The sequence below is a fragment of the Halalkaliarchaeum sp. AArc-CO genome (genome assembly GCF_024972735.1).
In the GTDB taxonomy this organism is placed as follows: domain Archaea; phylum Halobacteriota; class Halobacteria; order Halobacteriales; family Haloferacaceae; genus Halalkaliarchaeum.
Genome location: NZ_CP087723.1, coordinates 58,651 through 81,975 on the forward strand (window position 1 = coordinate 58,651; position 23,325 = coordinate 81,975).

Consider the following 23,325-nt stretch of genomic DNA (forward strand, 5'->3'; position numbering starts at 1 on the left):
GCGTACGGGCCGTCAAATGGTACTCGACGACCTCGGGAGCTCCCTTCGGGGGACGCTCAACGACCTCCGCGGGAAGTCCCGCATCGACGAGGACGACGTCGGGGAGGTCGTAAAGGAGATCCAGCGCGCCCTCCTGCAGGCGGACGTCGAGGTCGGGCTGGTTATGGAGCTGTCCGACAGCATCGAACAGCGTGCGCTGTCGGAGGACCCCCCGGCGGGAACGACCGCGCGCGATCACGTCCTGAAGATCGTCTACGAGGAGCTCGTCGATCTCGTCGGCGAATCCACGGAGCTGCCGCTGGAGCCCCAGACGATCATGCTCGCCGGCCTGCAGGGGTCGGGGAAGACGACCACCGCCGCCAAGATGGCGTGGTGGTTCTCGAAGAAGGGACTCCGGCCGGCGGTGATCCAGACGGACACGTTCCGCCCGGGCGCGTACGACCAGGCCAAGCAGATGTGCGAACGCGCGGAGGTGGAGTTTTACGGCGATCCAGACGAGGACGACCCTATCGAGATCGCCCGTGCGGGAATGGAGGCGACCGCAGACGCCGACGTCCGGATCGTCGACACTGCCGGCCGACACGCCCTCGAGGACGACCTCATCGAGGAGATCGAGGAGATCGAGGCGACGGTCGCCCCGGACGTCTCCCTGCTCGTGCTCGACGCCGCGATCGGGCAGGGCGCCAGAGATCAGGCCCGGGAGTTCGAGAGTTCTGTCGGCATCCAGGGTGTCGTCATCACGAAACTCGACGGGACTGCGAAAGGTGGCGGGGCGCTGACCGCCGTCAACGAGACCGACTCCTCGATCGCGTTCCTCGGGACGGGGGAGACCGTAAAGGACATCGAGCGGTTCGAACCCTCCGGGTTCATCTCCCGGCTGCTCGGGATGGGCGATCTCAAGCAGCTCTCCGAGCGGGTCGAACGCGCGATGCAGGAGACCCAACAGGAGGACGACGACTGGGAACCCGAGGACCTGCTGGAAGGGGAGTTCACCCTGAAGGACATGCAGCGCCAGATGGAGGCGATGAACCGGATGGGGCCGCTGGACCAGGTGATGGACATGATCCCCGGACTCGGCGGCGGGCTGATGGATCAGCTGCCCGACGACGCGATGGACGTCACCCAGGACCGGATGCGCCGGTTCGACGTCGCGATGGACTCGATGACAGACGAGGAACTGGAGAACCCCAGAATCGTCGGCCGATCGCGCGTCGAGCGCATCGCCCGCGGCTCCGGCGTCGACGAGGAGACCATCCGGGAACTCCTCGAACAGCACAAGATGATGGAGCGGACGCTCAAACAGTTCCAGGGGATGGGCGAGGGCGACATGCAGCGGATGATGAAGAAGTTCGGCGGCGGGGGCGGCGCCGGCGGCATGGGCGACCTCGAGGAGCTGGGCGGCGGCAAGGGTCCGTTCGGCTGACGCCGTGGGCCGAAACCCCGGCGACGGACGTGGCGCCAGTCGACGCCTCCGCGACCGCCTCGGAGGGCTCACACGCTTCGACGTCCTCGCGCTGACCGCGGCCATCTGGTTTCTCGGGAAGTTCCTCCGGTACGCGTTCCCGCCGCTTTTCGAACCGTTTCAGGGGACGTACGGCGTCTCGAACGCGGAAGTCGGCGCAGCGTTCACCGGGTTCATGCTCGTGTACGCCGCGATGCAGTTCCCCTCCGGCGCGCTCGCGGACCGGCTGGGATCGGTGCGGGTCGTCGTCGCGGGTGCAGCGCTTGCAGCGGTCGGGGCGCTCGCCGTGGCGGTCGGCTCCGTCGCCGGGGCTGCCGCCGGGTTCGGCGTCCTCGTCGCGACGATGCTCGTGATGGGTGGGGGGACCGGCGCCCACAAGACGGTCGCCATCCGGCTGCTCGCCCGCGTCTATCCGGCCCGGACTGGTCGGGCGCTGGGCGCGTTCGATACGGTCGGAACGTTCGGCGGCGTTGTCGCGCCGATCGCCGTCGTCGCGTTCACCACCGGGCTGCTCTCGGGGCTCCCGGGTGATCCCTGGCGATGGCTCTTCTTTTCGGCGGGACTCGTCGGCGTCGCCCTCGCGGTTGCGTTCCTCCGGCGGGTTCCCGGTCGACTCCAGGCCGAACACGCCGAGACCGAATCCGCCGTCGCGGAATCACCCGCCGCCGAATCCGCCGTCGGCGAATCAGCCGACGTCGATTCCGGCGATTCGGTCGACGACGACCGATCCGTCGAGGAGAAGACTGGCTCGAATCCCGCCCTCCGACGATACGTGAGGCTGTTTTCCGGTCGTCGTCTCGCCGCGTTCGTCGTGGTGACGCTGTCGTTTTCGTTCGCGTACAACGGACTGGTAGCCTTTCTTCCGCTGTATCTCACCCGCGAAGCCGGGCTTGCGGCGGCGACCGCCGGCGGACTGTACAGCCTGTTGTTTCTGGTCAGTTTTGTCCAGCTGTTCTCGGGGGAGGCGAGCGACCGGGCGGGACAGCTTCCCGTGATCGTCGCGGCGCTGTCGCTGGCCACGGCCGGCGTGCTCGCGTTGGTGCTGCTCCCGATCGGGGGCACGCCCGGGGGTGCCCTCGGTGTCGCGGTCGCGGTCGCGGTCGGCGGGATCGGGATGCACGGGTTCAGGCCGGTGCGGGGCTCGTATCTCATGGTCGTCCTGCCCGACGACATCGCCGGCGGCGCGCTCGGAGTCGTCCGAACCGGATTGATGGGGGCGGGCGCGGTCGCCCCCGTGATAATCGGGGTTATCTCGGACGGAGTCGGCTTCCGCCCCGCATTCGCGCTGCTCGCGGCCGCGATGGCCACGGCGGCGACGATCGCGGTCGGCCTTTGGCTCACCGCAGAGCGGGCGTGATCTCGAAGCGGACGGAACTGGTGTCCTTTTCACGCCGCGCCGACCACATCCGGTATGGACGAGGGTACGTTACGGCTCGCGACACGGGGTTCGACCCTCGCGCGCCGACAGGCGACAACCGTCCGCGACTCGCTGTCGAGCCGACGGCTCGACGTCGAACTCGTGGAGATCGAAACGCGCGGGGATCGAATCACCGACGAGCTGATTCATCGGCTGGGCCGGACGGGGGCGTTCGTCCGGGCGCTGGACGAGAAGGTGCTCGAGGGGGAGGTCGACGCGGCCGTCCACTCCATGAAGGACATGCCGACGGAGTTCCCCGATGACCTGGTCGTCGCCGGCGTCCCGGAACGGGCTCCCGCCGGTGACGTGCTCGTCACGCCCGACGGGACCCCGTTCGCGGAGCTTCCCAACGGTGCCACCGTCGGTACGTCGTCGCTTCGTCGAGGCGCACAGCTATCCAACGCGCGCCCGGATCTCGAGGTCGAACCGCTCCGTGGCAACGTCGACACCCGCCTGGAAAAGCTGCTCGCGCCGTCGCTGCAGCGGGAGCACGAACGGCGGCTGGAGGCCGAATCGGACGAGGCGTTCGACGAGGACGTCACGTTCGACCGCACCGCCGAGGAGTGGTTCGACGACCTGACTGAACTCGAACGGAACGCAATGGAACGGACGGTCGACCCGGAGTACGACGCGATCGTCCTCGCGGAGGCGGGCCTGCGCCGGAGCGGCCTGTTCGACGACGTCGAGACGGAGCGGCTCGAACGCTCGCAGTTCGTCCCCGCCCCTGGACAGGGAGCGATTGCGGTTACCGCCGCCGACCCGGACGTGATCGACCTGGTTCGGTCTCGCATCGACCATCCCCCGACGAGGATCACGACGACAGTCGAACGGACCGTCCTCGCGGAGCTGGGTGGCGGCTGCATCGCGCCAATCGGCGTCAACGCCATCCTGCAGGGCGAGTACGTCCACGCGCGGGCACAGGTGTCGAGCACCGACGGGGAGACGGTCATAAACGACACCCGGGATCTCCCGGTCGAATCACACGCGGAGGCGGCTGCAGAGTTCGCCGACGACCTCGCAGATCGGGGCGCAGCCGACCTCATTGACGAGGCCCGCGAACGCGCCGAGGGGGGAGACGCGTGAGCCCGCCGTCCCGAGTCGCGGTGTTTCGTCCGGACGACGACCGCATCCGGACGGCAGTCGATCTGCTCGAGGAGCTGGGAGTCGAGCCGATCGCCGATCCGATGCTGGCCGTCGAGCCGACCGGCGCCGCTCCGGCGTCGGCGGAACTCGTCGTCCTCACGAGCAAGACCGGCGTCGAACTCGCCGCCGAGGCGGGTTGGTCGCCCGAGGAGGCCGGTCCGGACGGCAAGGCGGTCACCCTCGTCGCGATCGGTCCGGCGACGGCGGCGGCGGCCCGCGAGATGGGCTGGGCTGTCGACGTCGTCCCCGACGAGTACACCTCTTCGGGGCTCGTCGAGGCGCTCGACGGGCGGGTCGACGGCCGTACTGTCGAGGTCGCGCGCAGCGATCACGGCAGCCCGGTGCTTCTGGAGGGACTCCGGGAGGCGGGCGCCGACGTCAACGAGACGATTCTTTATAAACTCGTCCGGCCACCAGCGTCCGGGCAGTCCGCCGAACTCGCCGCCCTCGGCGACCTCGACGCGGCGGCGTTCACGTCGTCGCTGACTGTCGAACACTTCCTGGAGGCGGCCGAGGAGCGGGGCGTTCGCGAGGACGCCCTCTCGGGACTCGATCGTGCAGTCGTCGGTGCGATCGGCGAGCCGACACGGAACACGGCCGAATCCCGCGGGATCGACGTCGACGTCGTGCCCGAGGACGCCACCTTCGAGGCGCTCGCCCGTGCGGTCGTCGAGGAAGCGACACGCCGGGCGGAGTCGGAATAGCTGCCGAGAGACGGGTAGTTACCGGTCGTCTCGGGCCGAAAGCAGCCCTCGTTCCTCGAACACGCGCGCCAGCCGGGACATCGAGGCGACGACGACGTCACAGGCCGGACGGACCGCATCCTTCGGGAGATACCCCACCGAGAGCCCGGCGACCTCCAGCATCGGAAGGTCGTTCGCGCCGTCGCCGACCGCGACGGTTCTCGCCATCGGGACGCCGATCTCCTCGGCGAGGTCCTCGAGTGCCTCGTCTTTCGTCCCTTCGACCAGCGGACCGCCGACGTTCCCGTTGAGCTGACCGCCGCGGATCGGCAGCCGGTTCGCGATCACGTGGTCGACGTCGACGCCAGCCGAGTCGAGTGCGGCTTCGACGCCCCGATCGAAACCCCCCGTGAGAATTGCTACTTCGTGACCCTCCTCTCGGAGCCGTTCGATGAGCCGCCCGGCACCCGGGCGAAGGGTCACCTCGCCGTAAGCCGCCGTCACGTCCTTCTCCGGGAGCCCCTCGAGCAAGGCGGCGCGCTCCCGGAGGCTCTCGGCGTAGCTCAACTCGTCGTTCATCGCCCGCTCGGTGATCTCGGCCACTTCCGATTCGACGTCCGCTCGTCGAGCCAGCAACACGGTCATTTCCGAATCCGAGAGGGTTCCATCGAAGTCGAACGCGATGAGTCGCATGTTCGACAGTGGTGTCCCGATCCCTTTTATATCGGGGTGGTCGCGGTCGCGGACGCGGTTCGGCCGGTCACGACTCCGACCGGGTTCGCTCGATCCTGACCCGAAGAACGCGGGTCGGCGAGGCGGAAAGCACCGTCACCGTCGCGTCTCCGAACTCGAACCGTTCGCCTTCCTCGACGAGCCGTCCCGCGTGGGCGGCAAGGAGGCCGGCAACCGTCTCGTAGACGTCGGCGGTCGGAAGCGAGATGTCGAGTGACTCGTTTGCGTACTCGACGGTGGTCCAGCCACGGACGACCGCCGTCGTCGCGTCGACCACCTCGATCGGCTCGGATTCGTGGACGTCGACGATCTCCCCGACAACTTCCTCGAGAACGTCCTCGAGGGTCGCCAGCCCGTCGACGGAGCCGAACTCGTCGACCACGAGCACCATCCGCCGTCCGTCCCGTTGCATCTCCGCGAGCAGATCGTCGACGGACATCGTCGCCGGCACGAACCGGGGTTCCTCCATGGCGTCTGCGAGCGATCCTCCGGCCCGACGTGCGGCAAGCACGTCCCGAACGTCGACGATTCCACGGACGTCGTCGCGATTGTTGCCGTACACCGGAACACGGGTCACCGTCGCGTCGACGCAGGTGTCGATCACGGTGTCGAGTTCGGCGTCGACGGGGACGGTCACCATGTCGCGTCTGGGCACCATCACAGCCTTGACTGGCGTCTCCTCCAGGTCGAGCACCGACCGGATGATGGATCCCTCGTCGGAATCGAGTGCGCCGGTCCGTTCCCCCGTCGTCACGATGGTTTCGATGTCCTCCCGGGTCAGGTACGTCTCGAACTCCGAACTGCCGCCAGTGAGTCGGTTTACGGCCCTGGTTGCGACCTCGAAGACGTAGACGACGGGATACATGACCCGGGTTGCAAGCGCGAGCGGACGCGAGACGCGAAGCGCCCACGGTTCCGCGTTGGTCACCGCGTAGGATTTGGGAGCGATTTCCCCGAGAATGAGCACGAAGAAACTGGTGAAGACTGTCGACACCGCAACGGCCTCCCCCGAAGGCAGCGTCCTGACCAGCACCGCGGTCGCGATCGACGCCGCGGCGATGTTGGCGACGTTGTTGCCGACGAGTACGGTTACCAGCAGCCGGTGAGGGTCATCCCGTAACCGGGCGACGACCGCGCCGGCCCTGCTTTCGGCTTCGAGGGCGTCGACCCGGTGTTGGGCGAGCGAAAACAGCGCGAGTTCGCTGCTCGAGAAGAAGGCGCTCACGCCGATCAGTACGAGGATGCTCGCGAGGCCGGCGAGGAAGGTGCCGTCGATCGCGGCCAGAAGCGGTTCGGCCATAGCTGCACAGACGGCCAACGAGCACAAAGGATCTAGGGGAGCGGGGACGAAACCAGTCCATGAGCCGAAACGACGAAATCGCCCGTCGTCTCGAGGAGTTCGCGGACCTGTTGGAGGCGCAGGGCGTCGAGTACAAGCCGAACGCCTACCGGCGCGCCGCCGAGAACGTCCGGGAGTACCCCGAACCGGTCGAGGCGCTGGCGAAGGCCGGCGAGGACGCCGTCGCCGAGATCGATCGGGTCGGCGACGCCATCGCGGCGAAGATCGTTGAGTACGTCCAGACCGGCGGGATCGAGGAACTCGACGAGCTTCGGGAGGAGCTTCCTGTCGACATGGCGGCGCTCACGAGCGTCTCCGGGGTCGGGCCCAAAACCGTCGGTACGCTGTACGAGGCGCTCTCGATCACGACACTCGAGGAGCTGGAGGCGGCCGCCGAGGCGGGCGAAATCCGGGAGGTGAGGGGATTCGGCGCGAAGACCGAGGAGAACATCCTCGAAAACATTCCGTTCGCCCGGAAATCCCAACAGCGGTCACGGCTCGGGAACGCCCGTCCAGTCGCAGACGACCTGCTCGCGACGCTTCGGGAGTCGCCAGCGGTCGAGACCGCCGAAACAGCCGGATCGATCCGGCGGTGGCGCGAGACCGTCGGCGACGTCGACGTCCTCGTCGCGAGCACGGACGGACCGGCGGTGCTCGAGGCGTTCACCGAGTGGGACGCCGTCGACGCGGTGATCGAGTCGGGCACCTCGAAGGGGAGCGTTCGCGCCGACGGCATGCGGGTCGACCTCCGGGTCGTCGATCCCGACGAGTTCGGATCGGCGCTCCAGTACTTCACCGGAAGCAAGGACCACAACGTTCACCTCCGAAACCTCGCGATCGATCGCGGCCTCAAGATGAACGAGTACGGCGTCTTCGACGTGAGCGACGTCGAGGATCCCGACGCCGACCAGCGGATCGGCAAGCGGATCGCCGGCGAGACGGAGGCGGAAATGTACGACGTGCTCGACCTCCCGCTCGTCCCGCCGGAACTTCGGGAGGATCGCGGCGAGATCGAGGCCGCACAGGCGGGTGACCTCCCGAACCTCGTCGATCTCGACGACGTACGAGGTGACCTCCACACTCACACGGACTGGTCCGACGGGAGAGACGACCTCGAGACGATGGTCGCGGCGGCAGTGGAACGTGGTTACGACTACTACGCGGTCACCGACCACGCCGAAGGGCCGGGCGTGTTCGGCAACGCGGGACTTTCGGACGCTGAGATCCGCGAGCAAGCCGAGGTCGTCGCGTCGGTCGCCGAGAGCGTCGACCTCGAACTGTTCCACGGGATCGAAGCGAACATCGATTCGGACGGGGTCGTCACGACGGACGACGACGTTCTTGCGGAGTTGGACCTCGTGATCGCCTCGCCACACAGCGCGCTCGACCAGGCTGGCGAAAGGGCGACTGAACGCCTCTGCCGGGCGATCGAGCACCCTCACACCGACGTGATCGGCCATCCCACGGGTCGGATCATCAACAGCCGCCCCGGGCTCGACGTCGACGTGAGCCGCGTCGTCGAGGCGGCTGCCGACCACGACGTTGCGCTCGAGGTGAACGCCAACCCCGCTCGGCTCGACCTGGCGGACGAACCGATCCGCCGCTGCATCGAGGCGGGCGTCCCGATCGTCGTGAACACTGACGCCCACAGTCCCGGCGAGTTCGACTACGTCCGATACGGGGTGCACACGGCCCGGCGGGGATGGGCCGAGGCGGCGGACGTGCTCAACACGTGGGAGGATTCCGCAGTACGGTCGTTCCTGGAGTCGTGACCCGACAGCCGGGGTCCGGGGACGAACGCCCCCTCCTGCTGGACGCCATGCTGGGCAAGTTGGCGACGTACCTCCGGATGTGCGGCTACGACGCCGCGTACGTCCTCGATCGCGGGATCGAAGGCGACGAGGAACTGCGCGCAGCAGCCAGCGAAGAAAACCGGATCCTCCTCACCAGGGACCGCTCGCTCGCCGACCGCACGGCAGCCGAGCCGAACGGCGAGACGCCACCGGGGTCGGTGCTACTGGTCGAACGCGAGGTGACAGACCAGCTCCGAGAGCTTCGCGACGCCGGTTTCGACCTCTCGATTTCGGATCCACCGGCGCGGTGTGGCCGGTGTAACGGGCGTCTCGAGACACCGGCCTCCGACGCGTCTCGACCCGAGTACGTCCCCGACCAGGATCCAGTCTGGCGGTGTCGCGACTGTGGGCAGTGGTTCTGGAAGGGGAGTCACTGGGCCGATGTCGAAGCGAGACTCGCGGACGTTCGAACCGGGTGATCGCAGAGTGGAAGTCAGCGACCCCTCGGCGTCCAGTCCTCGCAGGCGTCCATGTCGTCCATCCGCCCGTCGTGGAAGTCACAGTACGGCTGCATTCCTTCCGGGGTTCTGACGTACCGGAACTGCGTACACGAGCCGCAGTACTTGTCCGCAGTGGATTTGGACGCGCGATCGGCTCCCGCCCTCGAACTGCCTCCTCGTGATTTCCGCGCCCCGTTCGACACATTAGTCGGGGAGTCGGTCGTCCCACCGGAGGAACTCGTCGAAGCAGCGCTCCGGGATTGGGTACTCCGGGATGGGTTGCTCCGGGAGGGGACGGTGGAGGACGTGTTGTCCGGCGAAGACGTATCCAGCGGGGATGAGATGCCCGTTGTCTCCGCGCCGCCGTCGCTCGAGGGCGCGCTCGTCGGCGATGGTCCCGTGGCCGGTCCCGATGACCGACTCGATCGGCCCCCGCCGGTTCGGTTCGTCTGCGTGTCCACGTCGCCGTCCGGGGTCGATCCCAGGAAGCCGATGCCACCGAGCCCGCGGGACCCGCGTTCGACCTCGACAATTTTCGTTTCGCCTTTCCGCGTGACTTCCATCGTCACCGTCCCACCCGGGTCGTTCCGGCGTTTGAAGTTGGCGACGCCGACGAACAGACACCAGAACGTCGTCAGCGTACCGAGGAAGTAGATACTCGAGGTAGCAAGCGTCAGGTCGGCGAGCCCCTCCCCACAGTTGGAGCCGATCCACTGGCACGGATACGCGTGGTAGAACATCGCGACGCCCAGGATGGCGACTGCGGCACCGACGGTCGCCGCGGCGCGGGTCGCCCGGCTCGCCGGTAGCACGGCGAAGATGCCCAGAAATACCGCCGGAACGCCGAGCCCGCCGAGCACGCCGCCGTACAGCCGAGCCTCGCCCAGCGAGTACCCTCTCGTGGTGAGGATCTCGGTCCCTGCCGCGAGTATCCCGGCGACGACGAGTAACACCCCCCCGAGAAACAGCCCGATCCCGAGGTACAGCCGTCGGAGGTCGACCTCCGTCCCCGGCCCATCCCCGTACGCCTCCGAGAGACTGGTCATACGCGCGAGTACGTGATCGTCCCCCAAAAGGATATGTCAGACGCACGCACGACGGGAAACCGAGGCATGTCGTCGGTCGTCACGTCCCGAAAGGACTACTATCGTCGGCCGAAGAGATGCGGACATGAGCGACGAGGAATCCGAGGAGCCGGAGGAACCGACCGTCGAACTGGGAGAGGGCCCCGACGTCGAGGGGGCACCGCTTTCGCGTGTCGCCGCCCGGCTGACGTGGCCCCAGACCAAAAGCGACGTCGAGGCCCAGGAGGGTGACGCCGAGATCCGGACACCCGACGGACCGAAACTCATCTCGGAGCTGCTCGAGGAGGTCGACGAAACGTATTTCGACTCCAGACAGGCGTTCGTCGCGGAGATCGAGGCTGTCGCCGGTCGCGGCCCCGTCGCGACCGAGTAGCCGGCCGACGAAGACTTTTGCTCACTCGGCCCTACCCGTCGGTATGACGTTACCCTTCGATCCGGACGAGATCGACCCCGAGGAGTACGGCGAACAGCAAACGACCCTCGGGATGGGACACGAGGAAGCCATCGAGCACGTGCGGGAGGTCTGTGAGGGCGTCGGTTTCGGGATCCCCGTCGAGTTCTCGCCGTCGGAACTGCTCAACGAGAAGGTCGACGCCGACCGCGATCCCTACTACGTTCTCGGGGCGTGCAACCCGGCAGTAGCCGATCGCGCGCTGGACGCGACTGACGGCCGGATCGGCGCGCTGTTTCCGTGCAACATGGTCGTCTGGGAGCGGGAGCCGGGGGTGCAGGTGGTGTACCACGTCTCGATCATGCGGATCGCGCGACTGCTCGGGATGGCAGTCGACGACGCGGAGATGGACCGGATCGTCGCCGACACCGCCGAACTCGTCGACACGGCCTTCGAGAAACTCGAGGCCGACCGGAGCAGGTGAGCGCTACCGGTCGCTTTCATCTCGCCCCGGTTCGTCTCGCCTGGCGGCGAGTTCCGACTCGAGTTCGTCGATCCGCCGGTTCTGTTCGTCGACTTTCGCCTGCAGATCCGCGTCCGGCTGATCCGTGGATCGATCCCCCGACCCGCGGCGCAGGAGGACCACGGCGACGATCACTGCGACTCCGACGAACGCGCCGAAAAACGCGAGCATGAGCAGGACGACCAGCAGTTCCGGACCGCCGGGAACCTGAAGCACCATACCGGGGCCACGGAGCGGAACTCAAAAAACCGTTCCGGCGGTCACCGTGCTCGCGAGCCGAACTCCGCAAGCGACGTCTGTAGCCCGGCACACATTCTCGACTTTCGCCGGAGATCCGCGAGGGAAACGGGGAGGTGGGGAGCGATCCCACGGACTGCGTCGCCGAACGTCTCCGCTTCGCCCGGCTCGTCGTCGAACGCGTTCCGGACCGTCTCCCGGACCTGCCAGACCCCGGCCGGGCCCCAGTAGTCGTCGGAGACGTGCCGGAGCACGAGCGCCTTGGCCTGGCGACCGCGGTCCTGGAGATGTTCGAGGACCGCAAGCCGGGCGGCGTAGTAGGCGCCCGCAGTCTCCTCGACGTATCCCGTTCGACCCTCCCGGCCTTCAGCGTCGGCTGCGAGCCAGACGCCCGCCTCGGGATCCGGGTTCCAGATGGACCCCGGGGCTTTCATTTCGACGAGCTCGAACTCCCAGTTCCCCGGCGCGAGCACGATCCAGAAGGCGTTTCCGAGATAGTCGTTCCGATGGACTTCCACGGTGTCGATCCCTGGGGCGTTCCGGATCGTCCCACGGAGGAACTGTCCCACGGTGTCGTCGACGGCTGTGATCGACCACCGCGTCGGTACGAGCCGGCGGTTCTCCCGCTCGCCGAGCGCGCCGGCCGACAGGATCGTGTTGATCTCGTAGACGTCGAATCCCCGTCGGTAGAGGTAGTTCATCGCGCCGGTCGCCCGCCAGTCGTCGTCCTCGAGCGTCTTTTGAACCGGCCGGGGGACGTGGGGGTTCTCCGTGAGGTCCGCGCGGTCGGCGGGCGCCCGCGGACCGGTCGGCGTTGACACGTCGGCGTCGCTTACGTCGAAATCGAGATCGGGCCGGTCCTCGAGACCGATTTCGACGCCGACGGGTCGGTCGGCGATTGCGACCTCCCGCTGGGTACCGAGAAATCCGTCCCAGGCGTCGTAGACGGAGCCCCTGCCGTCTCCAGTTCCGACGCCGCCTCCGGTTTCGAACCCGGTGGAACCTTTCCTGACGTCGACGCTGCTGGTGGAGTTGAGCAGGCTCGTCCGCCGTCGAAAGACTCCTTCGATCGAAATTCCCTCCTCGTACCAGTCGGCACTGGTTGCAAAGCGGTCGGCGTCCGCCTCGCGACCGACGGGCGAGAGAATCCCGGCCGACACGTTCGGGTAGCCGGTTCGGCCGACGAAGATGGACGGAGAAACGCTCCCGACGACGGCGTCGCCCGAGACCGTCTCCTCGAAGTGGTCCTGGAACGTTTCGAGGTGGTCGAGGATCTCGTAGGACTTCTCCTCGGCGAGCCGTCGCCGACGGGCCCGGTCGTTCACCTCGAGGTCGAGATACTCGTCCAGCCGCATTCACCGGTGGTTGGCCGGGGGAACGCTTCAACGTTTCTTCGGTGTCGCTCTCAGCTTCTCGGCGACATGCGGAAAGCATTCCGAAGAGTGGCGAACAGCCGGTGTATTCCCGTTTCCGCGGCGGCACACCGGACACCCGCCGGAACCGCACGCGGACCGATCGTCAGGTCACGGATCGGCTGGTTCGTGATCGTACAAAAACGTGGACGGTGAGAGCGACCGATCAGCTGTGGATCCCCATCGCTTCGATCTGTTCCTGATAGCGGTTGCGGATGGTGACTTCGGTGACCTGGGCGACGTCAGCGACTTCGCGCTGGGTTTTCTTCTCGTTGCACAGAAGCGAGGCGGCGTAGATGGCGGCGGCGGCGTAGCCGGTGGGGGATTTCCCCGAGAGGAGACCCTTCTCGGCAGTGGTTTCGATGATCTCGTTCGCCTTCCCCTGTACCTCCTCGGAGAGTTCGAGTTCCGAACAGAACCGGGGAACGTACTTTTTCGGGTCGACCGGCTTCATCTCCAGGCCCAGTTCCTGGGAGATGTACCGGTACGTTCGGCCGATCTCCTTGCGTTCGACCCGCGAAACCTCGGATATTTCCTCGAGCGATCGGGGGATCCCTTCCTTCCTGCAGGCGGCGTAAAGGGCGGCGGTGGCGACGCCCTCGATGGAGCGGCCGCGGATGAGGTCTTCATCGAGCGCGCGACGGTAGATAACGGAGGCGACCTCCCGTACCGATCGTGGGACGCCGAGCGCGGAGGCCATGCGGTCGATCTCCGAGAGGGCAAACTGGAGGTTGCGTTCGCCCGCGTCCTTGGTTCGGATGCGTTCCTGCCACTTGCGCAGCCGGTGCATCTGGGAGCGCTTCTTCGAGGAGATCGACCGCCCGTAGGCGTCCTTGTCCTTCCAGTCTATCGTCGTCGTCAGCCCCTTGTCGTGCATCGTCCGGGTCGTCGGTGCGCCGACCCGCGACTTCTCCTGTCGCTCGGAGTGGTTGAATGCCCGCCACTCCGGTCCGGGATCGATCTGCTCCTCTTCGACGATGAGACCCGTCTCCTCGTGTATGAGTTCCCCGTCAGCCGTTCTGACTAGATCTTCCGGATCGACCTCGTCGAGGTCGATCTCCTCTTCGCCGGCGTCTTCGTCTTCTTCCTGCCACGTCCGCTCTCGTTGCTCCCGCTGACGCGTGGGCCGTGTCATCGCATTTTTATAGTATTCCGACATTCGTACTTAAAGGTTGATTCATGCGGCGGAAAATTCCGGATCTTCGGCGGCAGCCGAACCAGCTAAACGTCCACGCCAACGACGGCAGGTATGCCGGTTATCGAGGCTGATCCGGACGCCGCCCGCGAGCGTCTCGAGGCGGCTGGCGTCGACGTCACGCCGGGCAACACCGACCACGAGGAGTGGCGCGCAAAGCGGGGGGACGCTGTCGCCGTCGCGTACGCCGACAAAATCGTCGTCCAGGGCGCCTCGCCGACAGATCTCACCCTTCTGCTCGAGGAGGGGGGTGGCCGAGCACACGTCTATTTCGACGGTGCGAGCCGGGGGAACCCCGGTCCGGCGGCGGTCGGGTGGGTGCTGGTCACGAGCGACGGTATCGTCGCCGAGGGTGGCGAGCGGATCGGGGAGGCGACGAACAACCAGGCGGAGTATCGTGCGCTCGTCAGGGCGCTGGAGGCGGCCCGGGACTACGGGTTCGACGAGGTCGATGTCCGCGGGGATTCGGAGCTCATCGTCAAACAAGTTCGAGGAGAGTGGAATGTGAACGATCCGACGCTGCGCGAACACCGGGTTCGGGTTCGCGAACTCCTGTCGTCGTTCGACCGGTGGTCGATCGCACACGTTCCGCGGGAGATAAACGACCGCGCCGACGAACTGGCGAACGAGGCGCTCGATGGCTGACATAGACTCCCGCGACAACGGACAGTCGAGCGAGGAACTTCCGGAGGCAGTCGTCGACGAGGCAGAACGGCTCACCCGCCTCGCGAGACGGGCGACCGACGACGACGAGGCCGCCCTGTATCGTCGCGAGCGCGATCGACTTCTCGAGGAGTACGGGTTCGCGCCGCGGTTCCGCGAGGACGACGACACGCTCGTCTGTTATCCGTCCGAGTGGATCGAGGACGGGACTGCCCGGATAGACAGGATCGAGGAGACGGATCGGGCCAGCGAGATTCCGCTTTCCGGGCCTGGAGATCCCGATCGCTACGACGAAGTGGAGACTCACAACGCCGAGATCGTCGAGGCAGTGGCCGACCAGTACGGCCCAGTCCACGGGGCGAACGCCCGCGCGTTCGCCGACTTCATGGGGGACCACTACGTCAAGCAAGTCGAACGGGCGACGGCAGACGAGATCGCGGAGTTCAAAACGGAATACTTCCCCCGGAACGCCTGGCCGAGCGACGAACAGCGCGATCGGATCGCCCAGTCGCTGGCGTACGTGTTCGAGGTAGCTGACGCGTCGCTCCCCCCGGGAACGCAGCTTTCGGGGGAGTCGAAGTGAACTGCCGGGGGACCGTCGTCCCGAACCGGCCGTGCCCGAGGCGGCCGATGTCGGCTCCGGTCTTGCCCGAAACTACAGCTGTTCGTCGACGAGCGCCTCGATCTCCCCGGCGCGTTCCTCGTCGGTGACGAACTTCTCGAAGATCCACTCGAGCTGACTCAACACGGCGTCATGGCCCGCACGGGTCAGTTCGTACTGATTGGTTCGCTTGTCGAGTTCGCTCTTTTCGACCAGGCCGAGTTCGACGAGGTCGTCGAGGTTGGGGTACAGTCGTCCGTGATTAACCTCCGTCCCGTAGTACGCCTCGAGTTCCCGCTTGATGGCGAGCCCGTACATCGGTTCCTTCGAGAGGATGGTCAGGATATTCTGCTGGAACGCCGTGAGGTCACGCACCACGCCTACTTCGTCCTCAACTGTTTGTGCCTCTGACATACCTGCCTGAAGGATACCCGCATATTTAACACTTAGTAACTGGGAACAAGTTGATGGTATTTTTTCATTATATTTCTTCGTTGAGTGTGGTGGATTTTCCCGAAAACAACCGTTCGTAAAGAATTATCATAGGAAAAAACATCCAAAACTGTTCGATCTTTCTTCCGATCCGGACGGTTCTCCCGGCGGATCCCGCATGTCGAAAGGACTTTGCTCCCGTTGGCGGAAGCGTAGCGTGCATGACGAACCTCTGGGCAGATCTCGAGACGGGACCGAACCCGCCGGAAACGATCTACGCTGTCGTCGAGTGTCTGAAAGGCGAACGCAACAAGTACGAGTACGACAAGGATATCCCCGGCGTCGTTCTCGATCGAGTGCTCCACTCGAACGTCCATTATCCCTCCGACTACGGGTTCATTCCCCGGTCGTACTACGACGACGGCGATCCGTTCGACGTGCTCGTGCTCGTCGAGGATCAGACCTTCCCCGGCTGTGTCATCGAGGCACGTCCGATCGCACTGATGAAGATGGACGACGACGGCGAGCAGGACGACAAGGTGATCGCAGTCCCCAGCGAGGATCCGCGGTTCGACCATCTCCAGAACCTCGAGGATATCCCCCAGCAGACGATCGACGAGATCGACGAATTCTTCGCGACCTACAAGAACCTCGAGGAAGGCAAGGAGGTCGAGACGCTCGGTTGGGAGGGCCGCGAGGCCGCTTTCGACGCGATCGAACACGCACAGGACCTGTACGAGAAGCACTTCGGCTAGTTCGAGTTCGCCAGGCGCGTATTCGGCCCGAACATCCGCTTCGGGATCGAAATAACTCCCTGTTTTGAGCATGTCCCCGAGTTATTCGACCACCGACTGGCGATGTGTTATGCGTATGGGTAATTTTTAGAGGGTGAGACACGTACGAACGACCAGAGATGGCCACTACCGAATCACGCTTCGGGATCGACCACCCGACCGTCGTGCCGACCAACTTCGATCCGGAGCAGGCCCGGCGCCTGCAGGCCGACCGGAACGGCGAGGAGTGACTGCTACCCGACTGGTCACGCAGTCGCGGTTCGCGGGCGGTCGGTCTCCGATCGGCCTGCCGACTGCGTCGAGAGGGGAATCCATTTTAGTGTGACCGCGTAACGTTGGGTGATGGCCACCTGTGACGAGTGTGGGGAGTACGAGAACCTGCCGTACCAGTGTCATCGGTGTGGGCGGACGTTCTGTGCGGACCATCGGCTCCCGGAGAATCACGACTGTCCAGGACTCGACGATTGGAACGACCCCGGTGGCGTCTTCGACTCGGGCTTCGACGACAGCGTCCAGGACCGTGAGGGACGGGATACGGTCGGTTCTGGGGTCGGAACGCGCGTGAAACGGCGCGTCGAACGGGAGACGTCGACCGGCGGGTTGGTGAGCTACTTCCGCGAGAACATGACGTTCGTGTTCCTCGGGTTGATGTGGATAACGTTTTTCCTGCAGTTCCTGGTCGCACTCCTCTTCGGGAGTGCTGTCTCCGAGAGCCTGTTCGTGCTTCGATCGGCCAATCTGGAGTACGTCTGGACGTGGATCACCTCGATCTTCGCTCACGGCGGGTTCGGACACATCGCTATAAACAGCATCGTGCTGTACTTCTTCGGCCCGCCGGTCGAGCGCCGTCTCGGCACCCGACGTTTCGTCGGACTGTTCCTCGGTGCCGGGATCATCGCGAGCGCTGCCCAGATCGGGAGCGGGTTCCTGCTCGGGGATCCGGTCGTCGGCGTCGTCGGCGCCTCCGGTGCGATCATGGCCGTGATGGGCGTACTCACGGTGCTGAACCCGAAACTGAAGGTGTATCTCTACTTTGTCCTCCCGATGCCGCTGTGGCTGCTCACCGTCGGCTTTGCGGCGTTCAGCATCTTCGCCGGCCTCGGCGCGCTCGACGACAACGTCGCCCACTTCGCCCACCTCGGCGGGCTGGTTGTCGGCCTCGCGTACGGACAGCTCCTGAAGGACAAACTCCGCGCTCCCAGCCGTCTGCAGTTCGGTGGCGGCGGTGGTCCCGGAGGCCCCGGAGGGCCCGGAGGCCCGGGCGGACCCGGCCGGTTCTGAGGAGGGCCCGTGACGCCCATTCGTCCGCAGTTCCTCCCCGAACCCGGCCTCGACCGCGAGGAGATGCTCGCTCTCCAGCGCGAACTGGCGGCGACCGCGGTCTTCGAAACCCCGCTCTCGTTTTCTCCGGCGGACGTCTCGCTCGTGGAGCCGGTTCAGTTCGGGGAACAGGTTCGCTCCGAGGATCACACGCTCGCGTCGTTCTCGAAGGGAGACGCGCTCACGGACGTTGATCCGGACGGCCCTCCAGTCGTCGCTGGCATCGACCAGGCCTTCCTCGACGATCGCGCGATAAGCGCGGTCGTGCTGCTTCAGGGAGGCGCCGTTGTGGGGTGGGCATACGCGGTCTCGGAACCGCCGATCCCGTACATTCCCGGACTGTTAGCGTTCCGCGAAGGTGGGCCGATCGTCGACGCGCTCTCGCAACTACCCGTCCAGCCGGATTTACTCGTGTTCGACGGCTCCGGTCGGGTCCACTTCCGGGAGGCGGGTCTCGCGACCCACGTCGGCGTCGTCTTCGACTGTCCCGCGGTCGGCGTCGCGAAGTCGCTTTTGTGCGGGACGCCCGACGAACCGACCGACGGGCGGCCCGAGGGATGGTCGACTGCCATCCGGGTCGGTGCCGACGACGACGTCACTGCCCCAGTCGGGACTGTCATCGGGTACGCATACCAGTCCAGGCAGTACGACGGGGAACCGCGAATCAACCCGCTCTACGTGAGCCCGGGACACCGCGTGAGCGCCGAGACGGCCCGGGATCTCGTCGCGGCGCTGTCTGCGGGATACAAGCTCCCCGAACCCACCCGACTCGCCGACCGCCTGGCGGACGACCTGAAACGTGAACTTGGGGAGGACAGATAGCGACCTTCCGACGAACGCAACGCTTTTTCGGCGTCCATCGAACGGACGGACATGGACGACACCCACCTCGAGGAGGGGACGGTCGCCGCGGTTCGCGGGGCAGCCGGAGCGGTCGCCGCGGGTGGGACGGTCGTCTACCCCACCGAGACCGTCTACGGCCTGGGGACCAATGCGCTCGATCCCGCCGCTGTCGAACGGGTGTTCGAGATCAAACGGCGTCCGAGATCCGAGCCGCTGTCGCTCGCGGTCCCGACCGTCGACGACGCGTCGGCCGTCGCCGAGGTCGACGACCGCACAGCGCGGTTCATGCGTCGGTTTCTCCCGGGACCGGTGACGGTCGTCGTCCCCCGGACTGCGGCGGTCCCGGACGTCCTCACCGCCGGGCTGTCCCGGGTCGGGATCCGGGTTCCCGATCACGCCGTCGCGCTCGCGCTCCTCCGCAAGACGCCGCCGCTTACGGCCACGAGCGCCAATCTGAGCGGCGCCGGCAGCGCACGTCGGATCGAGGAGATCGACCCGGACGTACGCGAGGCCGTCGACGCGATCATTGACGGCGGGAAAACGCCAGGGGGAGCAAGCACCGTCGTCGATCCCGGCCGAAACGAGATCATCCGTCGGGGGTTGCTCGCCGACGAGATCGAGGCGTGGCTCGACGGGAACTGATCGACAGCCGCGGTCGGACGGCCGTCCAGGACCCGTCTCAGTAGAATTCGGACTCGATCCGTTCGTCGAACAGCCGCGCGAGCAGCCGGGTCACCGGACCGCCGGGGTAGGTGGCGTCCGAACCCTGCGAGTCCGACCTCTCACTCTCTGCTGGGTCGACGGGGTCGCCGTCGATCGAGGCGACGGGCCAGACTTCCCCGGTCGTGTTTGTGATGAACACCTCGTCGGCCGCGCGAACGTCTGCCGGCGAGAACGTCCCCTCGTCGACCGGGATTCCCTCTTCGCGGGCCAACTCGAGCACCACCTGGCGGGTGACGCCGGGCAGCACCGGACCCTCGAGGCTCGGGGTGTGCAGCGCGCGGTCGTCGACGAAGAAGACGTTGCTCGTCGTCCCTTCCGCGACGTTGCCTTCGACGTCACACAGGAGCGCCTCGTCGGCGTCAGTTCCCCGAAGCGCTAAGCGGGCCAGGATCCCTCCGAGATAGTTGTGCGTCTTCAGATGGGAGGGCATCACGTTCTCTGGGGGGCGCCTGACGTCGACCGTCCGGAGGGACGCGGGCCCGTCCCACCGCGGCTCACCGCCCCGATCCGGTCGGCCGCCCCGGGGGAGCGGCTTCGCGATGACGACGACCGTCGGATCGACCTCCGGATCCGGTGTCAGCTTCCCCGGCTGGACGCCCCTGGTGATCGACAGCCGGACGTACGCCTCCTCGAGGTCGTTGGCCGCGAGCGTCTCGTCGATCCGGGCGCGCAGGTCCTCGTCGGCGAGACCGTGGTCCAGTTCCAGCGTCTCGCAGGTGTTCGCCAGGCGTTCGGCGTGATCTCCCCACCTGAAGAGGTCGCCGCCGTAGGCGCGAAGCGTCTCGAACGCCGCGTCACCGTACATAAATCCCCGATCGTTCACCGCGACTGACGCCTCGTCGGCGGAAACGAGTTCTCCGTCCACGTGGTATGTGAGCGATTCCGGTCCGCCGTCAGTTCGGGTTTCCGCGCTTCTGTCGTCACTCATTTTCCCATCTCTCGCAGAGTTTCAGGAAGTTCCAGATCATCCGTTTACCTCCCTCGGTGAGAATGCTTTCGGGATGGAACTGCACCCCGACGTGGGGTCGGCTTTCGTGTCGGACGCCCATGACGACTTCCCGCTCGTCGTCCGTTCGGGCCGTCTCGACGAGCCCGTCGGGGAGGTCGGTCCGCTCGACACACAGCGAATGGTACCGACCGACTTCGAACCGCTCGGGGAGCCCGTCGAACAGCCCCTCGCCGTCGTGGGTTACCGTCGAGGGTTTCCCGTGGACGACGTCGGGCGCGTGTCCCACGGGTGAGCCGTAGGAGGCACACATCGCCTGGTGGCCGAGACAGACGCCGAAGACCGGACGCGCGAGCGCGTCGAAAAGCGGGATCGAGATCCCCGCCGCAGCCGGCGTTCCCGGCCCCGGCGAGACGACCACTCCGTCGGGATCGAGCTCGCGGACCTCCTCGATGTCGACGGCGTCGTTGCGAACGACGATCACCTCCGCCGCGAGTTCGCCGACGTACTGGACCAGGTTGTACGCAAACGAGTCGTAGTTGTCGACGACCAGCACCGTCGCGTCCACGTCGCGTTCGTCCGGGTCCGGCAGGTACGCGTCCTCGTTTATGGTCTCGGTCGGTTCCCCGCGGGCCGCGGCGGGAACCGTTCCGTCGCGTTCCGTTCCGTCGCGTTCCGTTGCGGGCCTTTCGGCACTCGGTTCAGTCATCGCTCACCTCCGGCTCGTCGACGCGCATCCGGCCGGCCGCGAGCGCCTCGTCGATCGCGGTCACGAGAGCCCGTCCCTTCGCCAGCGTCTCCTCGTACTCGAAGTCGGGATCCGAATCGTGGACGATCCCCGCGCCGACCCGGAGGTGATACTCGTCTCGCCACCGCGTCAGCGTCCGGATCACGATGTTGCTCGTCGCGGTTCCGTCGAAGCCGGCGACGAACATCGAGCCGGTGTAGGGCCCCCGACGGGTCTTCTCCACCTCGTCGATGATCTCCATTGTCCGGGGTTTGGGGGCGCCGGTGATCGTTCCGCCCGGGAACGTCGCGCCGAGGGCGTCTGCGAGATCGACGTCCGGGCGGGCGGTTCCGTCCACGAGTGACACCAGATGCATCACCTCCGAATAGCGATCGACTCTGCGGTACTCGGACACCTCCACGGTGCCGTACTCGCAGACTTTCCCGAGGTCGTTGCGCTCCAGGTCGACGAGCATCGCGTGTTCGGCGCGTTCCTTCTCGTCGACGAGGAGGTCGCGTTCGAAGTCGTCGTCCTCCTCGAGTGTGTCACCCCGCGGGCGTGTCCCTGCGATCGGTTCGGTCACCAGCCGGCGCCCGTCGCGGTGCAACAGCAGCTCGGGCGAGGCGCTCACGAGATCGACGCCGAGCGTCTCCTCTGGTCTGTCCACGTCACCTTCCCTTCCCGTTTTCCGGTCACGGGCGAACTCCAGCAGCCCGGAGTACGGGGCGGGATTCACCTCCCGGAGGGCGTCGTACGCCTCGACGGGATGGACCGCCGCCGGGGCGACCAGCCGCTGGGAGATGTTGGCCTGGAACGTGTCGCCGTCGCGGATGTACCCTTTGACCTGTCGGACCCGGTCGGCGAACGCTTCACGTCCGCAGTCGCTTTCGAACCTGGCCTCGGTCGCGTCGACCGGGGCGGGGCCGACGTCGGGTTCGCCATCGAGCGCCCGTTCGGCAAGATCTCTCGCGCGTTCGATCGCGTCGTCGTAAACGGCGTCGAGATCGTCGGAGGTAGTCTCGGCGGAGGGGTCGGCGCCGGTATCCTCGATCGTCGGACACGCCGTGACGTGGAGCGTGACGTCTCCCTCGTTGGGTTCCTTCCAGGCCGCCAGCCGGTCGAACAGTGCCGCCTGGAGTCGGGGGAGGCCTCTCTCGTCGTCGGTTTCGTCCGGCAGCGTTTCCAGCTCGCGGGCGACGTCGTACGAGAGCCAGCCGACGACGCCGCAGGGGTACGGCACCGAACAGTCCCCTCGGACGAGCGCTCCGTCGTCGAGAACGCCGGAAAGCGCCGACAGCGTCGGCGACGGGCGGCGATAGTCGGTGTACGTCTCCGCTTCGGCGTCCGCGGCGAGATCCGGATCCGCGACGACGGCGTCGGGACCGACGGTCAGTCGCTCGGCCGGATCGACGCCGAAGTAGCCCCAGCCGGACTGACCACCGGTCGTCTCGAGATAGATCCCTCCCGGGCCGTCGCGGGCGCGCCGGTACGCCTCGTAGGGATCCGGTACGGTCACCCGGAGCTCCACCGGGACCCGTGCGCCGGGCGGGGCGTCTTCAGCCGTCGCGCGGAACGCGGCTCGGTCGGTTTCCACGGCGATGCGCATGGCTATCCGTTGTCTCCGGCCGGGGAAAAGATTGCGACAGGCGGCCGAAGTGTGTTGACTTGTTGTAACCTCCGAGCAAGGTTTATGTCTCAGTACCGTTTCGATTCGTAATGATGGCTGGAACCGACACGGAGGGTCTCGAGGATCTTCCCCCGAGCGCCAAACTGGTGTTCAAGGTGCTCGAATACAACGGCTCGTTGACACAGAAGGGGATCGTCGAGGAATCGATGCTCTCCGCCCGGACGGTACGGTACGCGCTCGAACGGCTCGAAGACATCGGTGTCGTGGACGAGGACGTCTACTTCGCGGACGCCCGACAGAACCTCTATCAGTTGAACGGGGCGGCCGCGGAGTTCACCGGCGACGACCCCGAAAGCGACGCCTGCACGGCGGACGCGGACTAAACGAACGGCTTTTCCCGGCGGCTACCGCACTCACCAGTATGGCAACCGAGACGTCGTCCAGGTTCTCCGACCACACGCGAGGGGTGACGGTCACGACGGTCGCGTGTCTGGCGGGCATCGCGTCCGCGATCGCCGCCGCGTACCTGTTCGGAACAACGCCGGACGCTGCACAGAACACGTACGCCGTCGTCGTGATGGCGGGGTTCGTGTTGATCCAGTTCCCGGTGCTCAAGCTCATCGGGATCGACGTATCGGAGTTCGGTGTGAAGGACAACCTCTACGTCACGTTCATGACCTTCACGCTGTGGTTCATCACGTACACCGTTCTTCTCACCTCGGAAGTGACGCTGTAGT

The 23,325-nt window shown here is 66.4% G+C and carries 26 protein-coding genes; 16 read left to right on the plus strand and 10 right to left on the minus strand.

The features are described from left to right. Positions 1 to 16 precede the first annotated feature (16 nt). The 4 genes from AArcCO_RS00985 to AArcCO_RS01000 are packed head-to-tail and all read left to right on the plus strand — an operon-like array spanning position 17 to position 4,726. Positions 17 to 1,423 (plus strand): signal recognition particle protein Srp54, encoded by a 1,407-nt coding sequence (locus AArcCO_RS00985; RefSeq protein WP_259534500.1) that lies wholly within the window; start codon positions 17 to 19, stop codon positions 1,421 to 1,423. A 4-nt stretch (positions 1,424 to 1,427) separates the two neighbouring features. Further along, positions 1,428 to 2,819 (plus strand): MFS transporter, encoded by a 1,392-nt coding sequence (locus AArcCO_RS00990; protein WP_259534501.1) that lies wholly within the window; start codon positions 1,428 to 1,430, stop codon positions 2,817 to 2,819. A 54-nt stretch (positions 2,820 to 2,873) separates the two neighbouring features. Further along, entirely contained in the window at positions 2,874 to 3,962 is a 1,089-nt protein-coding gene (gene hemC / locus AArcCO_RS00995) for a hydroxymethylbilane synthase (protein ID WP_259534502.1), read from the plus strand. Further along, complete coding sequence (locus AArcCO_RS01000) at positions 3,959 to 4,726, plus strand: uroporphyrinogen-III synthase (RefSeq protein WP_259534503.1); 768 nt, start codon at positions 3,959 to 3,961, stop codon at positions 4,724 to 4,726. The genes hemC and AArcCO_RS01000 overlap by 4 nt, the downstream gene beginning before the upstream one ends. An 18-nt stretch (positions 4,727 to 4,744) precedes the next feature. Here the strand turns inward: AArcCO_RS01000 and serB are convergent, their stop codons facing one another. Both serB and AArcCO_RS01010 read right to left on the minus strand, forming a co-directional pair. Beyond that, positions 4,745 to 5,398: a phosphoserine phosphatase SerB gene (gene serB, locus AArcCO_RS01005; protein WP_259534504.1), complete on the minus strand. Its 654-nt coding sequence runs from the start codon at positions 5,396 to 5,398 to the stop codon at positions 4,745 to 4,747. 67 nt (positions 5,399 to 5,465) lie between these two features. Beyond that, positions 5,466 to 6,737 carry a hemolysin family protein gene (locus AArcCO_RS01010; RefSeq protein ID WP_259534505.1) on the minus strand — a complete coding sequence of 424 codons (1,272 nt, stop codon included), beginning with the start codon at positions 6,735 to 6,737 and terminating at the stop codon, positions 5,466 to 5,468. 59 nt (positions 6,738 to 6,796) lie between these two features. Between AArcCO_RS01010 and polX the strand changes: the two genes are divergently transcribed. After that, entirely contained in the window at positions 6,797 to 8,548 is a 1,752-nt protein-coding gene (polX, locus tag AArcCO_RS01015) for a DNA polymerase/3'-5' exonuclease PolX (RefSeq protein ID WP_259534507.1), read from the plus strand. 47 nt (positions 8,549 to 8,595) lie between these two features. Then, a complete protein-coding gene (locus AArcCO_RS01020) occupies positions 8,596 to 9,048 on the plus strand; it encodes a Mut7-C RNAse domain-containing protein (protein ID WP_259536490.1) in 453 nt (150 codons plus the stop codon). A 14-nt stretch (positions 9,049 to 9,062) separates the two neighbouring features. On the opposite strand, the gene AArcCO_RS01025 is transcribed toward AArcCO_RS01020, so the two are convergent. After that, a complete protein-coding gene (locus AArcCO_RS01025; RefSeq protein WP_259534508.1) occupies positions 9,063 to 10,115 on the minus strand; it encodes a cell division protein CdpA domain-containing protein in 1,053 nt (350 codons plus the stop codon). A gap of 124 nt (positions 10,116 to 10,239) precedes the next feature. Here AArcCO_RS01025 and AArcCO_RS01030 point away from each other — a divergent pair, with 124 nt between their 5' ends. Together AArcCO_RS01030 and AArcCO_RS01035 are read left to right on the plus strand one after the other, a co-directional pair. Continuing rightward, the gene (locus tag AArcCO_RS01030; RefSeq protein WP_259534510.1) at positions 10,240 to 10,527 is read left to right on the plus strand and encodes a DUF5789 family protein; all 288 of its coding nucleotides are present in this window, start codon (positions 10,240 to 10,242) and stop codon (positions 10,525 to 10,527) included. A gap of 43 nt (positions 10,528 to 10,570) precedes the next feature. Beyond that, positions 10,571 to 11,029 carry a DUF302 domain-containing protein gene (locus tag AArcCO_RS01035; protein ID WP_259534511.1) on the plus strand — a complete coding sequence of 153 codons (459 nt, stop codon included), beginning with the start codon at positions 10,571 to 10,573 and terminating at the stop codon, positions 11,027 to 11,029. 3 nt (positions 11,030 to 11,032) lie between these two features. On the opposite strand, the gene AArcCO_RS01040 is transcribed toward AArcCO_RS01035, so the two are convergent. The 3 genes from AArcCO_RS01040 to AArcCO_RS01050 all read right to left on the minus strand — a co-directional run bounded on the left by AArcCO_RS01040 (position 11,033) and on the right by AArcCO_RS01050 (position 13,852). Further along, positions 11,033 to 11,287, minus strand: coding sequence for a hypothetical protein (locus tag AArcCO_RS01040; protein ID WP_259534512.1), 255 nt, complete (start codon positions 11,285 to 11,287; stop codon positions 11,033 to 11,035). A 41-nt stretch (positions 11,288 to 11,328) separates the two neighbouring features. Next, complete coding sequence (nreA, locus tag AArcCO_RS01045; protein ID WP_259534514.1) at positions 11,329 to 12,660, minus strand: DNA repair protein NreA; 1,332 nt, start codon at positions 12,658 to 12,660, stop codon at positions 11,329 to 11,331. A gap of 223 nt (positions 12,661 to 12,883) precedes the next feature. Continuing rightward, entirely contained in the window at positions 12,884 to 13,852 is a 969-nt protein-coding gene (locus AArcCO_RS01050) for a transcription initiation factor IIB (RefSeq protein WP_259534516.1), read from the minus strand. Positions 13,853 to 13,966: 114 nt separating this feature from the next. On the opposite strand from AArcCO_RS01050, the gene rnhA reads away from it, so the two are divergent. Further along, entirely contained in the window at positions 13,967 to 14,557 is a 591-nt protein-coding gene (rnhA, locus tag AArcCO_RS01055) for a ribonuclease HI (protein ID WP_259534518.1), read from the plus strand. Further along, entirely contained in the window at positions 14,550 to 15,158 is a 609-nt protein-coding gene (locus AArcCO_RS01060; protein ID WP_259534519.1) for a DUF7108 family protein, read from the plus strand. The genes rnhA and AArcCO_RS01060 overlap by 8 nt, the downstream gene beginning before the upstream one ends. A gap of 72 nt (positions 15,159 to 15,230) precedes the next feature. Here AArcCO_RS01060 and AArcCO_RS01065 read toward each other — a convergent pair whose 3' ends face one another. Then, the gene (locus tag AArcCO_RS01065) at positions 15,231 to 15,590 is read right to left on the minus strand and encodes a PadR family transcriptional regulator (RefSeq protein ID WP_259534520.1); all 360 of its coding nucleotides are present in this window, start codon (positions 15,588 to 15,590) and stop codon (positions 15,231 to 15,233) included. 239 nt (positions 15,591 to 15,829) lie between these two features. On the opposite strand from AArcCO_RS01065, the gene AArcCO_RS01070 reads away from it, so the two are divergent. The 4 genes from AArcCO_RS01070 (at position 15,830) to AArcCO_RS01085 (ending at position 19,207) form a co-directional block, all read left to right on the plus strand. Next, a complete protein-coding gene (locus AArcCO_RS01070) occupies positions 15,830 to 16,363 on the plus strand; it encodes an inorganic diphosphatase (RefSeq protein ID WP_259534521.1) in 534 nt (177 codons plus the stop codon). 381 nt (positions 16,364 to 16,744) lie between these two features. Continuing rightward, positions 16,745 to 17,683, plus strand: a complete 939-nt coding sequence (locus AArcCO_RS01075; RefSeq protein ID WP_259534522.1) for a rhomboid family intramembrane serine protease — start codon at positions 16,745 to 16,747, stop codon at positions 17,681 to 17,683. Positions 17,684 to 17,746: 63 nt separating this feature from the next. Continuing rightward, entirely contained in the window at positions 17,747 to 18,544 is a 798-nt protein-coding gene (locus AArcCO_RS01080) for an endonuclease V (RefSeq protein WP_259536491.1), read from the plus strand. A 51-nt stretch (positions 18,545 to 18,595) separates the two neighbouring features. Beyond that, positions 18,596 to 19,207: an L-threonylcarbamoyladenylate synthase gene (locus AArcCO_RS01085; protein WP_259534523.1), complete on the plus strand. Its 612-nt coding sequence runs from the start codon at positions 18,596 to 18,598 to the stop codon at positions 19,205 to 19,207. A 37-nt stretch (positions 19,208 to 19,244) separates the two neighbouring features. On the opposite strand, the gene AArcCO_RS01090 is transcribed toward AArcCO_RS01085, so the two are convergent. The 3 genes from AArcCO_RS01090 to AArcCO_RS01100 are packed head-to-tail and all read right to left on the minus strand — an operon-like array spanning position 19,245 to position 22,567. Next, a complete protein-coding gene (locus tag AArcCO_RS01090) occupies positions 19,245 to 20,216 on the minus strand; it encodes an aminotransferase class IV (protein WP_259534525.1) in 972 nt (323 codons plus the stop codon). Next, entirely contained in the window at positions 20,209 to 20,943 is a 735-nt protein-coding gene (locus tag AArcCO_RS01095; protein WP_259534526.1) for an anthranilate synthase component II, read from the minus strand. Before AArcCO_RS01095 ends, AArcCO_RS01090 begins: the two co-directional genes overlap by 8 nt. Next, a complete protein-coding gene (locus AArcCO_RS01100; RefSeq protein WP_259534527.1) occupies positions 20,936 to 22,567 on the minus strand; it encodes an anthranilate synthase component I family protein in 1,632 nt (543 codons plus the stop codon). The genes AArcCO_RS01095 and AArcCO_RS01100 overlap by 8 nt, the downstream gene beginning before the upstream one ends. A 113-nt stretch (positions 22,568 to 22,680) precedes the next feature. Between AArcCO_RS01100 and AArcCO_RS01105 the strand changes: the two genes are divergently transcribed. Together AArcCO_RS01105 and AArcCO_RS01110 are read left to right on the plus strand one after the other, a co-directional pair. Continuing rightward, positions 22,681 to 22,971, plus strand: coding sequence for a winged helix-turn-helix domain-containing protein (locus AArcCO_RS01105; protein ID WP_259536492.1), 291 nt, complete (start codon positions 22,681 to 22,683; stop codon positions 22,969 to 22,971). Between the two features lie 38 nt (positions 22,972 to 23,009). Beyond that, positions 23,010 to 23,324, plus strand: a complete 315-nt coding sequence (locus AArcCO_RS01110; RefSeq protein ID WP_259534528.1) for an EMC6-like membrane protein — start codon at positions 23,010 to 23,012, stop codon at positions 23,322 to 23,324. The last annotated feature ends 1 nt before the right edge of the window (position 23,325 follow it).